General features: G+C 38.8%; 9 protein-coding genes. 6 read left to right on the top strand and 3 right to left on the bottom strand.

Annotated elements, in window-relative coordinates; all coding sequences use genetic code 11:
• A partial coding sequence (gene rdgB / locus JHD79_RS16630; RefSeq protein ID WP_370583350.1) for an RdgB/HAM1 family non-canonical purine NTP pyrophosphatase occupies positions 1-763 on the top strand: 763 nt, incomplete at its 5' end.
• Positions 764-881: 118 nt separating this feature from the next.
• Here rdgB and JHD79_RS16625 read toward each other — a convergent pair.
• Both JHD79_RS16625 and JHD79_RS16620 read right to left on the bottom strand, forming a co-directional pair.
• Positions 882-2,714: a serine hydrolase gene (locus tag JHD79_RS16625; RefSeq protein ID WP_233164757.1), complete on the bottom strand. Its 1,833-nt coding sequence runs from the start codon at positions 2,712-2,714 to the stop codon at positions 882-884.
• The gene (locus JHD79_RS16620; protein WP_233164756.1) at positions 2,686-4,323 is read right to left on the bottom strand and encodes an amidohydrolase; all 1,638 of its coding nucleotides are present in this window, start codon (positions 4,321-4,323) and stop codon (positions 2,686-2,688) included. Before JHD79_RS16620 ends, JHD79_RS16625 begins: the two co-directional genes overlap by 29 nt.
• Positions 4,324-4,664: 341 nt before the next feature.
• Here JHD79_RS16620 and JHD79_RS16615 point away from each other — a divergent pair, with 341 nt between their 5' ends.
• Positions 4,665-5,555, top strand: a complete 891-nt coding sequence (locus JHD79_RS16615) for a glycerophosphodiester phosphodiesterase (RefSeq protein WP_199120424.1) — start codon at positions 4,665-4,667, stop codon at positions 5,553-5,555.
• On the opposite strand, the gene JHD79_RS16610 is transcribed toward JHD79_RS16615, so the two are convergent.
• On the bottom strand, positions 5,548-6,045 hold the full coding sequence (locus JHD79_RS16610; protein ID WP_199120423.1) for a cytidine deaminase: 498 nt from the start codon (positions 6,043-6,045) through the stop codon (positions 5,548-5,550). The two genes, JHD79_RS16615 and JHD79_RS16610, sit on opposite strands and share 8 nt — an antisense overlap.
• A gap of 268 nt (positions 6,046-6,313) precedes the next feature.
• Between JHD79_RS16610 and JHD79_RS16605 the strand changes: the two genes are divergently transcribed.
• The 4 genes from JHD79_RS16605 (at position 6,314) to JHD79_RS16590 (ending at position 15,092) form a co-directional block, all read left to right on the top strand.
• On the top strand, positions 6,314-11,299 hold the full coding sequence (locus tag JHD79_RS16605; protein WP_199120422.1) for a translocation/assembly module TamB domain-containing protein: 4,986 nt from the start codon (positions 6,314-6,316) through the stop codon (positions 11,297-11,299).
• Positions 11,283-13,580: a BamA/TamA family outer membrane protein gene (locus JHD79_RS16600; protein WP_199120421.1), complete on the top strand. Its 2,298-nt coding sequence runs from the start codon at positions 11,283-11,285 to the stop codon at positions 13,578-13,580. The genes JHD79_RS16605 and JHD79_RS16600 overlap by 17 nt, the downstream gene beginning before the upstream one ends.
• Before the next feature lie 4 nt (positions 13,581-13,584).
• Complete coding sequence (locus JHD79_RS16595; RefSeq protein WP_199120420.1) at positions 13,585-14,583, top strand: YihY/virulence factor BrkB family protein; 999 nt, start codon at positions 13,585-13,587, stop codon at positions 14,581-14,583.
• Between the two features lie 134 nt (positions 14,584-14,717).
• Positions 14,718-15,092 (top strand): VOC family protein, encoded by a 375-nt coding sequence (locus JHD79_RS16590; protein WP_199120419.1) that lies wholly within the window; start codon positions 14,718-14,720, stop codon positions 15,090-15,092.
• Positions 15,093-15,094 lie beyond the last annotated feature (2 nt).

Raw genomic sequence — 15,094 nt, 5'->3', positions numbered from 1 at the left:
CCCCCCCCCCCCCCCCCCCCCCCCCCCCCCCCCCCCCCCCCCCCCCCCCCCCCCCCCCCCCCCCCCCCCCCCCCCCCCCCCCCCCCCCCCCCCCCCTTTACAAGCACAAGACGGCATACGCGATGGTAACGCAGGTCTCGTGGGCTCGGAGATGTGTATAAGAGACAGGTATATGTCAACTAAAAACAAATTGGTTTTTGCCACAAACAATGTACACAAAACAGATGAAGTTGCCCAATTACTTTCCTTGGCATATGAAGTGGTAAACCTAAAAGATATTGGCTGTCTGGTTGATATTCCGGAAACGGGAAACAGTTTTGCCGAAAACGCGAGCTTAAAAAGTAAATATGTAGTTGACAACTACCAATTAGATTGTTTTGCCGATGATAGTGGACTAGAGGTGGAAGCCCTAAACAATGAACCCGGTATATTTTCCGCCCGTTACAGCGGTGTAAAAGACGATCTTGTTAACCTACAATTGCTGCTTAAAAACATGGAAGGCAAATCGAATCGCAAAGCAAAATTTAGAACAGTAATTTCTCTCATGAAAGACGGAGAAAACCATTTGTTTGAAGGAGAAATCAAAGGTCAGATCCGAACGACTGTTTCAGGTACAAAGGGCTTTGGCTACGATCCGATTTTTGAACCCGACGGCTATAACATTACTTTTGCGGAGATGGATATGGAACAAAAAAACAAGATTAGCCACCGGGCTATAGCGATGGGAAAACTAATTGATTTTTTAAAATCATCAGCTAAATAGTACCTAAAAAAACAGCCGACTTTACCCCTTTAAGTCGGCTGTTTTTCATTCCTCAGGCCCTCTTCAAGCCGAAAGGATACTTTTCTCCATCAGCTCTAGATCAAGATTACCTGAACCTTTATTTCTTGCTCTTGTCTATCGCTTTATTCACTACATCCTGTATACGCGGACGTATATTCAACTTGCCCAACATTTCGCTAACGCCAGGGTTTACCCTATTAGACAAAAAGATATAGACCATATTTCTAGATGGATCTACCCAAGCTGCAATACCAGTGTAGCCAGTATGTCCAAACGTTTGTGAAGAGGCCAGTTCCGATGGATATTTTTTGGTCAAATCTGGATCCCACCTATCAAATCCCAAACCTCTACGGCTTACGTTAGATTGCTTGGCAGTAAACATCTCTACGGTTTGCGGGGTAAAATATTGCTCGCCGCCATAACTTCCTTTATTCAACAACATCTGATTATAAATGGCCAGATCGTTAGCGGTACCAAATAAGCCCGCATGTCCAGCAACTCCGCCTTTCAAGGCTGCACCTTGATCATGCACATAGCCCTCTAGTAAGGTTTTTCTAAATACCTTATCATCTTCCGTTGGCACGATCTGGTCTTTACTAAATCTATTTCGGGGCAGAAAACCTGCATTTTGCATCCCCAAAGGCAAATAAAAGTTCTCATAGACATATTTATCGAGTGGCATTTCCGAAATATGCTCTACAATATCCTGCATAACATACATACTGATATCGCTATATACATAGCTTCCCCTTGTTTTCAAAGGCGAATTCAGCATTTTTGGCCACATAAAATCATTAAAGAAGTCCTTTTTTATGTAATAGTTATCCGCTACTTTGGTGGGAAAAGCTGCCGAAGAATCCCTGCTGTAGTCGCCTTCTTTTACAAAATTATGGAAAGGAATATAAGGAATGAATCCTGCCTGATGCAACATAACTTCCCGCACATTGACCACATTCATAGGCGTATTTCTTGCTTTGGCAATATAGTAACCCACATTCGTGTCGAGCTTTAGCTTTTGTTGTTCTACCAAACGCATTACACTTGGGGTGGTTGCCGTAGTTTTGGTTACTGAGGCAAAATCAAAAATATCGGTCACTTTATCTGGCTGCAGGTTATCATAAGTATGATAGCCAAAAGCTTTATTGTAAATAACCTTCCCATCTTTTGCCACCAAGACCACCATTCCTGGTGCTGCCTTTTTTGCTATACCCTCTTTTATGATATCATCTATCTCCCTCAAGTCGTCACTATTAACGCCTGCATCTTCCGGAACGGTATATTTTAATCTTGTAGCCAATGTAGTATAGCCTAATCCTATGCCATATTTATTTGAATAAGATTTGGTCAGGGTTTGTTGTGCCGCAATGCCACCAAATATAAATTGAGGAACTACCAGAGCCGCTTCTTCGTTAACTTGGCTACTCCAAACAATTGGTGTACTAATGCCATCAAAAGAAGCCAAGGCGTTACCATTACCGAATAAGGAAACGATCACATTTTTGGTTTGGGCCATATGCTCAATAAAGTTGATGTACTTTCCATTTTTTGCCATGTCATGATCTAAAGCCACAATAATAGTATTGAAGAACTTCAAGTCATCCTCAATGTCATTCAAGTTAGTCGAATCAGCATATTTGGTGGCACTCAACAACTTTACCTGTGCGTATTTATTTAAAAGGCTATCAAATCCTATCTGATTAGAAAAGCCCAATCCAACAGACACTATTTTCTTATGGGCCAAATCAGTGATGGGTATAAGGCCTTTTTGGTTATTGAGCAAAACGGTACTATTTACAATTGCCTCTATTTTTTTTAACCTGTTCTCATTTTGTCTATGCTCCTGCGCACATGCGGTCAGCATAAAAACAATGGTCAAACAAATAGTGATTATACCAGCAAGGCTATTTTTTTTCATAAACTTTTTCTCCATTAACGTAGGTCTTTAATACTTTATTCTGTAAGATTTGTTTGGCATCGGCCCTTAATATGTCATTTTCTAAGATCACAAAGTCAGCAAATTTACCAACCTCCAAGCTACCTTTTTCATTTTCTTCAAAATTAGCTTTGGCTGCCCAGATGGTCATGCCCCTTAGCGTTTCTTCCGGTGTAAGGGCATTCTCAATTTGAAATCCTCCTTTAGGGTAATCATGACTATCTTTTCTATACGTTGCCGCATAAAAAGTAAGCATTGGATTGATCTGCTCTACCGGAAAATCTGTTCCCAATGCAATCCAACCATTTTGCTTTAGCAGCTGTTGGTAGGCATAGGCTCCCTTTATCCTATCTTTTCCCAACCTTTCTTCTGCCCAGTACATGTCTGAAGTGGCATGTGTAGGCTGTACGGAAGGTATTACCTTAGCACTACCAAAAAGATGGAAATCTTGAGGTGAAACTACCTGGGCATGCTCTATTCGCCAACGTTTATCATTATTTGCCCCTAACACCTTATTATAAATTTTCAAGATGCTTCTATTTGCAGAATCACCTATAGCATGGGTACACATTTGAAAATTATGCTCATTTATTTTTTTTGCCACTTTTTCGAAATGCTCAATATTGCTTAATAGAAATCCAGTTCTATTGGGCATATCAGCATAAGGATGTAGCAAGCATGCCCCTCTTGAGCCCAAAGCACCATCAGCATAAACTTTGAAGGAACGTACATTTAACCTATCTGTTTTAATTGGTCCACGTTCGATAAGATAATCGTAGTTTTTCTCAGCATCTGATAGCATGACATACATGCGCATTTTTAGATCCCCACTTTTTTGCAACTTCTCCATTACCTCTACGGCATTATAATCTAAACCACAATCATCTATAGTTGTTAACCCTACTTCAAAACAATTCGCCTGCGCCTTTAATAGAAGGGCTTTCATTTGTGAAGCAGTAAACGGAGGTATTTTATTCGATACTAAGCTTATAGCGTTATCAATGAGCAAGCCAGTTAATTTCCCATCCTTTTCTACAATCTCGCCACCAGTTAAGCGATCAGGCTTGGTTATACCAGCTGCTTCCAGGGCTTTTTGGTTAACTATTGCAGCATGTCCATCAATTCGTCTCAACAATACTGGTCTATCAGGAAATAGCTCATCCAGCTTTTCTTTTGTAGGAAACTGTTTATTGGGCCAATCGTTTTGATCCCATCCCCTACCGATCAACCAACCCTCAGGCTGGGTTTTTGAAAAGTCCTGAAGTAGTTTAAGGGTCTCATCCCATGACTTGGCTCCAGTTAGATTGGCATTGTGCAAACTTTCTGCATAACCCCAAAAATGGGCATGCGCATCAATAAATCCGGGGTAAACTGCTTTCCCTTTGGCATTTATCATCTCCTTAGCAGGATAATCTCCCTTAATTACCGAAGTTTCCCCTATAGCTATGATCTTTCCATTCTTAATGGCCATCGCCTCAGCTATTTCAAAACCTTGGTTTACCGTATAAATCTTGGCATTGTAAACAACCAGATCAGCTTTCTTATAACTACAGGAAGAGATTACAAATGATAGAGAGATGCAGGATAATAATATTTTTCTTTTCAATTTATTGAACATTTTACTTGATATTTTACTGTGTATAGAAAATTATCTTCAAGATTCACACTATGCATAACATGAATTTGTTTTTTAAAGATAGAAAAAGCAATCTATAAATATTAATAAGCTTACACAGCCACCAACCCGACCTATTTTTTCTGCCTATTTCCAAAAGCTAACCACATTATAAATCAACAACTTTCACCTCCAAAGCTTATCGATTAAACAAAATAGTTTTTTATCTTTGCCATAGAGTTTATGAACAAATTAAATACATCTCTCTATTAAAACTTTCCACCTAAAACTTGAAAGAAGAATTATTATAGCCTATTCCCCTTATTGTTTCTATGCGATTTAAAAAAGAAAATAGTCTGCTCTTTCTTGCTGCTAATTTTTTGTTTTGTTGCAGTGTTATTTTTAGTTCCTGTGGTAGGCCATCTCCATTGGAAACCAATATTCAATTTTTGGGACATAAGGGCAGTGGGAATAACAATTATAATGATGTTCTGCTTGAGAATACTATTCCTTCTGTACAGGGTGTACTTTCACGCCTCGATGGCGCCGAAATAGATGTACAGATGAGCTTAGATGGCACCATCTGGATTTTTCACAATTCCAGTTTGAGTAATTCTGCTTGCATTAACAGTATACAGGATACCATTCCCAAAATGAGGGATACAGAAATAGAACTGATCAGGATTTGCCACAAGAACAAATCAGATAGGCTCTACCGATTGGCAGAATTGGTCAACTGGGCAAATACAACACCAGAGGGCTTCTATCTTTCCCTTGATATTAAAGTTTCATTTAATGCCGGCACCTTTGCCCTTTATGGTAACAAGGATGGCTACCTGTCCAAGTTTGCCGATGAGTTGGCACTTATTTTTGTTAATTATAAGTTTACTGATAAGGTATTGGTAGAGATAGATAGTAAATTCTTTTGCAACCTCATCAAAAACCATAAGGCAACCAAAAAGATGACCACCTGCTTTATGCGATATGAAGCCATGCCACAAAAAATAGAGAACGCCATAAAACTTGGTTATGATGGCCTAAGCTGTAATTATACCGATGTAACCGTCACCAAAGAGAACATTGAAATTGCGCACAGGGCTGGCTTAAAAGTGCAACTATGGACCCCCTATTATAGGGATGAACTGCGGAAAGCTTTTGCCATGAACCCTGATTTTATACAAACCGATAACATTTATGCCAAGCAGGCACTAAATGTTAAATAATAATATTGGCCAACCTATCTTCTACGAAAACGAAAGGCAGCAAGCTTTTTATACCTTTTACCTTTATGATTTTTCCATTTAAGCAATAGAAAATCACGTTAATTGGCGATTGTTGCTTTTGCTCAAATTCTGCCATCACCTGTAAACAGGCCCCACAAGAGGTAACGGGGTTTTTAATTTCGAAGTTTTCTGTATAGGCAGTTATTGCCATCGATTTGATAACAGCCCTTGGATTTGCGGCACCTATAGTAAAAAGGGCTACCCTTTCGGCACACAAACCTGACGGATAAGCTACATTTTCCTGATTACTGCCCAATACCACTTCTCCATTTTCCAAAAGGATGGCCGTACCTACCTTAAATTTAGAATAGGGAGAATAGGAAGTATTCAGGGCTTCTTCGGCTTTGGCACATAACAATTTGTCGCCTTCAGAAAGCTCATTAAAATTTTCGTATGTTTCGTAGCTGATATTAAAATTGAGTACATTCATAAACTAAACATACAAATTAGTCTTAATAAATTCGAATTGGGGGCGGGATAAGTTTTCTTGTAAACTGAAAAAACCTTATGTCCCACACCCATAATATCAACAGATCATGACCATATCAAGGCTCATCAACAGCCGGTTAAAAAGTGCCCCTTACACACAAAAAAATATCTTTATGGCAAAAAACTTTATCTATTGAATTTTGTTTGTTTTAAGTGTTGTAGGCATAATTTAATTAAACTGTTATATTCACCATAAACAACAATTACGATTGGGAAAATATTTTCGAAAAAGTTTAAAAATCATTTTATGGATTATTGCCAGTATAATTTTATTGGTATTGCTTATCGCATTCTCTTTAAATATTCCTGCCGTACAAAATTTTGTCAAAGACAAGGCCATCAACTATCTTAAAACCAAGACCAAAACTGAAGTCAGCCTCGAAAGTATTAAAATTGCCCTGCCCAAGGATGTGGTATTGAATAAATTTTACATAGCCGATTTGAAAGGTGACACTCTACTATATGCCGAAAAACTACAGGTAGACATTAGCCTATTCAAGCTATTGAAGAATACAGTTGAGGTCAACTATATAGAGTTAAAACACATTCGGGCCCATGTGAAAAGGGTTAGTCCAGATACAACGTTCAATTTTTCTTTCTTGATTGACGCTTTTATGAGCGATCAGAAAAAGCCAAAGGAAAAAGTAGATAAAGACACCACCTCTAGCCTCAAATTTTCGGTAGACAAAGTGAGTTTTGAAGATATTGGCCTAACTTATAGAGACGATGTTGCCGGCAACAACATCAAGTTTTATCTCGGCAAACTGGAAACAAAAATCAAAGATTTCGATTTGGCCAACCAGCATTATGTCATTAGAAACTTTACGGTAAACAACACTTCTTTAATCTATCTTCAACAAAAACCTTTGAACCAATTGGTACAGCACCTTACCAATAGCATAGATAGTACCCAAAAAGAACAGGGAAAGCTTCCTACCATAGAAGTGCAAAAGTTTGAATTTAACCAGGTGAAAGTAAGCTACGATGATCAGCTTACTACAACCAACGTTATTGCTAACATCAACAATCTAGGTTTTGTCAACCTAAAGGTTGATCTCACCAAAGGTCATTACAGCACAGATGATGCAAAACTAGATAACTCTTTTGTGAAATTTGCTTTTAAGCCGGCACCATCCAATGATCTTACAAAAGTTAAAGATACCGTAGTTCCCGAAAAATCTTCATTAGCACTCTTGATTAAAAATATCGACCTGACCAACAACACTTTACAATTCGACAACCTTTCAGCAATGCCTCTACCTAGTGGGATAGACTTTAACCACCTTAACATCACAGGTTTAAACCTAGGCGCCAAAGAGGTCAGCTATAGTGAAAAAGGCATTACAGCCAATGTAAAGAACGGTTCATTGAAAGATAAAAGTGGCTTCGCCCTAAGTGCACTAAGAGGCAAAGCCATTTATAATGACAAGCAAATCAAACTTAGCAATTTCATCCTAAAAACTCCCCATACCAGTATTGAGAATGCAACAGATCTACAATTTACTTCCTTAGATGACTTGACCAAACACCCGGAACGTGTAAAACTGACCATTTCTTTAAAAAATACGATCATAGGACTAAAGGACGCTTCATTTTTTAGCAACGCCGTACCTATCAATTACCGCAATGAGAAGCTAAAAGTCAATGCTAATGTTAATGGTTATTTGAACAAGCTGAACATCCCACAACTACAGATAAGTGGATTAAAAAGCACATTTATAGACATTAGTGGTAAAGCTAATGGTTTACCCGATATCAACAAAACCTTCTTGGACCTTGATATTAAAAAGATACACCTTACCAAAAGTGACCTATTGGTTGTTGTTCCCCAAAAATCGCTCCCCAAAAATATGGAATTGCCCAATGTAATTGAGGCCAAAGGAAATTTCAGGGGCTCCATGACAGATTTCAACACCAATTTTAACGTACAGAGCGACATGGGAAGTGCAGTATTAGCGGCTACCATGAATGGTCCTAAGGGCAAGGAAAGATATAAGGCCAATATAAGTCTCAACAACTTCAATGTGGGCAGGCTATTAAAACAACAACCTACTTTAGGCAGGGTTTCTGTCAAAGCAGAAGTTTTGGGCACTGGTTTAGACCCTAAAAAAATCGACGCCAAGTTTAATGCAAAAGTGCTTAGTGCATATTATAATAAATACAATTATCATAACCTGAATTTAACGGGCTCTTATGTTAACCAAACCATTAACATAAAAAGTAATATGCCCGACAGCAATGCCAATTTTGATCTTACTGCCAAAATAAATTTGGCTGGCAAGTACCCAGCAGTAAAAGCTGATATCGACCTGAAACAAATTGATTTACAAAAATTAAATTTTAGTGCCACTGAATTAAAATTTGCAGGAAATGTCAAAGCTGACTTCGCAACTGCTGATGTAGATTACCTTAATGGACGTGTTTTTGCGACCGAACTACAGCTGGTAAAGGAAGGTAAGAAGTTTAATGTAGATACCGTTCAGTTAAATGCCGTCTCAACCGCTACAGAAAATCAGTTGACCTTGAAATCTGAGCTGATCAGTGCTCATGCAGAAGGGAAGTACCAACTTAGCAAGTTAGGCAGTGCCATCATCAATCAAATTAACAAATACTACCAATTTGGAGAGGTTACCAAGATTCCGCCACAACGTATTCGTTTTACGGCAAGCCTGTATAATCCTAAGTTTTTGCAGGACTTTGTTCCTTCACTTACCACCTTTGCTCCATCAAAAATCAATGGACTTATTGATACCGAAAAGGATAGTCTATTAATGAATGCCTTCTTTCCAAAAGTGGTTTATGGAGATTTTAAGATTGATAGTACCCGCTTGAATATCGACAACAGTGGAGACAAACTCAATTACAAATTACTAATTAACAGCGTGCAAAGCCCTTCCGTTGCTTTGTTCAATACGGAAATTTCGGGAACTGCCATAAACAATCAATTAGATTTAAATATCTTTCTTCGTGACAGACAACGAAAAGACAAATATGTAATTGCGGGCATTTTTCAATCCATTAACAAAGATTTTAGATTCAACATGGATCCCAACAAGTTATTGTTGGACTATGAGAAATGGACGGTATCACCAGAAAACTATATTCAGTTTGGCGAGTCTGGAATTTTGGCTAATCAGTTTAATATTAGCCAAGGTTCACAACTGTTAAGCATTAATAGCACATCGAGTACCCCCAACTCTCCCATAAAAATTGAATTCAAAAACTTCCAGATAGAGACCCTCACCAAGTTTGCCGAAACTGATACTACCCTGATTGGCGGAGCAATCAACGGTTTTGTAGATGTAAAAGATCTTGTGACCGATCCTAAGTTTGAGGCCGATTTAACCATCAGTAAACTCCGCTACCAAAAAGATGAACTGGGCAACTTACGTGCTGTAGTAAACAATAACACCGAAAATGCCTTTGAGATAGAGGTTAATCTTCAAGGGGTGCATGAGCTCTCTGCCAAAGGGTTTTATTATACTGCACCGCAAAGTACACTGGACCTTAACGTAAACATCGGAAAAATTGATCTCCATGAAATCGAAAGCGTGAGCATGGGGCAAATTAAACAGGGCAAGGGAACCATCACTGGGCAATTTACCGTAAAAGGAGAATTAACTGCGCCAAAAATTTTAGGGGCTTTAAAATTTAACAATGCAGGCCTGAAAATTGCCTATATCAATTCCTATTTTACCATGCCCGATCAGGAAATAGCTTTTAATAATGATGGCATACGCTTTAATAACTTTACTTTGATAGACTCCCTAGGTAAAAAAGCCACGATAGATGGTATGGTGTATACCGCCGACTTCAAAAATGTGAAGTTTGGCCTGGATATCCGCACCAATAACTTTAGGGCTATTAATTCTACTGCACAAGATAACGATATGATTTACGGAACGGTTTATTTGAGCAGCAACATTAAGGTGCGTGGAAACTTAAATCAGCCCAATGTAAACATGAACATTACCGTTGAAAAAGGTACAAAATTCTTTTATTCCATGCCAAGTACCGACCCATCAGTTATTGACCAAGATGGTATCGTGCAGTTCATAGATGAAGATGCACCTGCGACAAGCTTAAAGGCCGAGAATGTTAGTAAATCACCCGTTAAAGGCATAAACCTGGTAGCTGATATTAGTATTGATCCAGAAGCCGAACTCAATGTGATTGTAGACCCATCTACAGATGATATGTTAACTGTAAGGGGCGATGCCAACCTTAATGCCACGATAGATCCGAGCGGCAAGATCAGCATGACCGGCCGTTATGAAATAGTAGATGGCTCTTACAGTATATCAATTGCACCATTAGGTAAAAAACCATTTAAACTGGTTAAGGGAAGCACCATTATCTGGACAGGCGAACCTACCGAAGCCAACGTAAATTTAACAGCGCTTTATGAAGTCAACGCTGCTCCAATAGATTTGCTAAACCAACCCGATTTGGTACAGGCCAAAACCAAATTACCTTTTCAAGTGTATTTATATATGAAAGGTGAGCTGTTAAAACCTATCATCTCATTTAAAATTGATCTGCCAGAGAACGAACGTGGAACTGAAATTGGCAGTTTAGCCTATACCCGGCTTCAAAATGTAAATAGAGATGAAAATGAACTGAACAAGCAGGTATTTGCCTTATTGGCTCTGAACAGGTTTATTGCCAATAATCCGTTCCAGAGTTTGGCCGGCGGTGGCGGTGGCCTATCTACCATTGCCCGTTCGAGCGTTAGCAGGTTACTTTCAGAACAGTTAAATAATTTAGCCTCAGATCTTATACAAGGGGTCGATATTGATTTCGGTCTAAATTCTTCTGAAGATTATTCTACCGGTAGCTTACAACAAAGAACCGATCTGGAAATAGGCTTATCTAAAAAATTGTTGAGCGACCGCCTAACGGTTACCGTAGGCAGTTCATTCGCATTGGAAGGACCACAAACAGCTAACCAAAACTCTACCAATATTGCGGGTAATGTTAATATAGAATATGCCCTTTCCAGAGATGGACGATATCGGTTAAGGGCTTATAGACGTAATCAAAATGAAAGTGTAATTGAAGGACAGATTATAGAAACCGGAGTAGGTTTTACCTTGGTAGTAGATTATAACAAGTTCAGGGAAATTTTCCAAAAAAGAAGAAATAAAATTAGAAATGATATCGAACAAAGACCAAAGAATGAAAAAACTAATTAAAATAGGTACTTTCTTATTGGCTTGTTCCATTTTTGCCAATTGCAGCAATACCAGGTTTTTAAAGCCTGGCCAAAACCTATACATGGGTGCCGAGGTTAAGATCAATCCAGATACTGCAGGTAAGATTACCAATGAGAAACAAATAAAGAAAACATTGGAGGCTAAGACCCGGCCGCGGCCGAACAAATCATTTTTGGGCTTAAGATTCAAACTATATATTTATAACCTAGCTGGTGAACCTAAAAAGCCAAAAGGATTCAGGCACTGGCTACGCACTAAAGTGGGCGAAGCTCCAGTTTTAATGAGTCAAGTAAAGGTTAGGTATAATAATGATGTGCTAAAAAGTTACCTTATTAGCCAAGGCTATCTACAGGCTGAAGTAACAGGAGACACCCTTGTAAAGAGAAAACGCGGCAAAGCCATATATACCGCCATTACCGGAACAAGGTATAAGATCAATAGGATCTCTTTCCCTCCAGATACAGGTAACCTGACCTATATTATCAATCAGAACAAAGATAAAAGCCTTTTAAAAGTCGGGAATTTCTATGACTTGGACACCTATATAAATGAACGTATTAGAATTGACAATGACCTAAAGGAAAATGGCTACTTCTATTTTAGCCCAGATTACCTCATCCTACAGGTAGACAGTACCATTGGCAAAAATCTGGTCAATGTAAATGTACGTGTTAAAAATACTACGCCCGAAGCTGCCATAAAGCCCTATACCATCGAAAGGATTAATATTTTTCCCAGCTACAGCATAAGAAGGGATAGCTTGTTAAGAAAATTAAAGCCTTTACAATACAACGATTTTAATATTTACGATAATCGTAATACCTATAAGCCAAGGGTATTTGACAGATTGGTTTTTTTTAAAAAGGGCGAAACCTATAACAGAAGAGACCACAACCAATCTTTGAACAGGATGGTAAACCTAGGTGCTTTTCAAGATGTAAGGGCAGAATTTATACCCATAGATAGCTTCAAGAACAATCAGTTGGATTTGAATATTTACCTTACCCCTTTAAAGAAAAATTCGCTAACATTTTCAGTAACTGGAACCAACAAATCAAATAACTTCGTTGGTTCTGAGGTCAAGATAACACAAACTACGCGTAATTTATTCAGGGGGGCAGAACAATTAGACATTAGTGCAAGCGGTGGTTTCGAGACCCAATATAGTGGCCAGTCTTCGGGAATCAACTCCTATTCCCTTACAGGTACGGCAAAATTAACTTTTCCTCGCTTTATCGTACCCTTTTACAAGCCCAAGAGTACTACTGCATTCATTCCTAAGACCATTACCTCACTATCTTATCAATTGCTAAATAGAGATACGGTTTATAAGCTAAATTCATTTAAGGCAGAATATGGATACAATTGGAGGGAAAGTCTCTTCAAAGAGCATACGCTCAATCCGGCCTCCATTAATTTAGTGGTTTCCAATAAGGATGAGAACGACCCTGCGCTTCAAAACTTGTATCTACAAAATCCTGGTTTGAAATATTCTCTGCAAAATCAGTTTATTATAGGAAGTAATTACAATTTCACCTATAGCAATCAAATGCAGGAACAGCGTCGTCACAATCTTTATTTCTTTGGGGGCTTAGAAACAAGTGGAAATCTATGGGGTTTATTTGTAAACAAAGGAAGTACCGGAGATCATCGCCTATTCAATATCTCATTAACACAGTTTGTAAGGGTAGAGACCGATTTAAGAAGTTATTACAAGCTTAATCCGCGTGTAATTTGGGCAAACCGATTGAATTTAGGTTATGGTTATGCCTATGGCGGAAGTACATCCTTACCTTTTGTCCGCCAGTTTTTTGCCGGAGGAAGTAATGACATTAGGGCCTTCAGAGCAAGATCTCTAGGTCCAGGAACCTACCAAGTACCTACAACTTCTGTATTTGCAGATCAATCTGGAGATATTAAAATGATGTTAAACTCGGAACTCAGATTTAAACTGGTCAGTATTCTGTATGGTGCTGCTTTTGTTGATGCAGGCAATATTTGGTTAAGGAAAGAGGATTCCACCAGACCCGGCTCTGGCTTTAAGTTGGGCAACGCGATTGATGAACTAGCAGTAGGTACGGGCGTAGGCTTAAGGGTAGATGCTACCATTTTTGTGATCAGGCTAGATGGAGCCTTCCCTATTCGCAAACCTTACCTACCAGAGGGCCAACGTTGGGTACTTAACCAAATTGATTTTGGCAGCGGTGCCTGGAGAAAAGACAACCTCATTTTGAATATTGGAATTGGATACCCATTTTAGAATTATGAAAAGATCACCAAGCAGATTCAATTCTTTTTTTGTCAACACTTACCACTTATTCATAGCGGCGGGCAAAGGTTTCATGGAAGATCGGGTTATGAAATTAAGTGCAGCCCTGGCTTATTATACCATTTTCTCTCTTACCCCATTAATTATCATCATCATTTCTTCGGCCAGTCTTTTTTTGGGCGACAACATGGATCCAAACACAAAACTATTTGGTGAAATAAGTGAGATGATCGGTTTTGAGGCTGCCAATCAGCTTAGAACATTTGTCAACAATTCCAACCTATCGGGAAGAAGTACCATTGGTCTGGTGATAGGTATAATTACATTGGTGATTGGTTCGACCGCAATTTTCATAGAAATACAGGACAGTATCAATCTGATCTGGAAAGTGAAGGCCGTCCCCAAAAAAGGATGGAAAAAATTGATTACCAACCGACTACTCTCCTTTTCTCTTATTGCGTCATTAGGTTTTTTATTACTGGTTTCTTTAGTCGTCAATAGTATAGTAGTTGGCATAGGGGGAAAATTGGATACCTATGCCACAAAAATAGGGGTTGAAGAAGTATCCGGCTTCTTCATGCTTATTGTTACCAATGCCTTAACTATAGCTGTAGTCACGACCATATTTGCTATTATTTTCAAGGTATTACCCGATGTAAACCTCAAATGGAAACCCGCACTTATAGGAGCATTATTTACGGCTTTATTATTCAGTTTGGGCAAATATGGTATTGGCATTTATATACAAAAGGGTAATCCGGGATCGGCATTTGGAGCGGCAAGTTCTATTATTGTAATTTTGGTCTGGATTTATTATACGGCTATTATCCTATATTTTGGTGCGGAGTTTACCCAAGCTTATGCAGAAAAATACGATACGGGCATTACGCCTTCCAAATATGCGGTACACCTAAAAACCATAGTGGTTGAAAAAGAGGTTAGTGAATTGCCTCCCCAACACCCTGAAGATACTACTGATCCCACTAAAGAATAAAATAAGAAGGACAAGAAGCTGTTCAAATTTCAATAAAAATTACTTAGGTAATTGCGGATACCTGCCTGTAGCTCAGCAATCAGCATTTGATATGCTTGCCAAAGATAGTTTTCAAAGATAAATTTTATAAAATCATGAATACCATTGGCTATTTTGAAATCCAATCATCGAACCCTGAACGGGAGATTAACTTTTACACCAATGTTTTTGGTTGGAAGTTTATTAGGGAAGAACATTTGCCCATTACCTATTATCGCATAGAAACCCATAATCTAAATGGAGGTCTCCTACTGCGCACAGCTACTCCACCAACACAAATGGGCACCAATGCCTATGTGTGCTCCATACAAGTAGAAAATTTCGATGACATGAGCGAGCTTATCCTAAAGAATGGAGGACAGATAGCCCTACCAAAATTCGCTATTAAGGGCAGGTGTTGGCAAGGTTATTTTATAGACCAAGACCACAATACTTTTGGGTTGTTTGAAGTTGATGAGCATGCCGCTTAAAA

This window comes from Pedobacter sp. ASV28 (assembly GCF_016428855.1).
GTDB lineage: Bacteria > Bacteroidota > Bacteroidia > Sphingobacteriales > Sphingobacteriaceae > Pedobacter.
Note: the sequence above shows the minus strand (reverse complement) of the source record. Positions and strands in the feature narration are given on the sequence as shown.

Excerpts from the sequence above, each read along its gene's own strand:
- JHD79_RS16625 (WP_233164757.1), bottom strand. The coding sequence starts at position 2,714 with ATGGAGAAAAAGTTTATGAAAAAAAATAGCCTTGCTGGTATAATCACT.
- JHD79_RS16615 (WP_199120424.1), top strand. The coding sequence starts at position 4,665 with ATGCGATTTAAAAAAGAAAATAGTCTGCTCTTTCTTGCTGCTAATTTT.
- JHD79_RS16610 (WP_199120423.1), bottom strand. The coding sequence starts at position 6,045 with ATGAATGTACTCAATTTTAATATCAGCTACGAAACATACGAAAATTTT.
- JHD79_RS16600 (WP_199120421.1), top strand. The coding sequence starts at position 11,283 with ATGAAAAAACTAATTAAAATAGGTACTTTCTTATTGGCTTGTTCCATT.
- JHD79_RS16595 (WP_199120420.1), top strand. The coding sequence starts at position 13,585 with ATGAAAAGATCACCAAGCAGATTCAATTCTTTTTTTGTCAACACTTAC.
- JHD79_RS16590 (WP_199120419.1), top strand. The coding sequence starts at position 14,718 with ATGAATACCATTGGCTATTTTGAAATCCAATCATCGAACCCTGAACGG.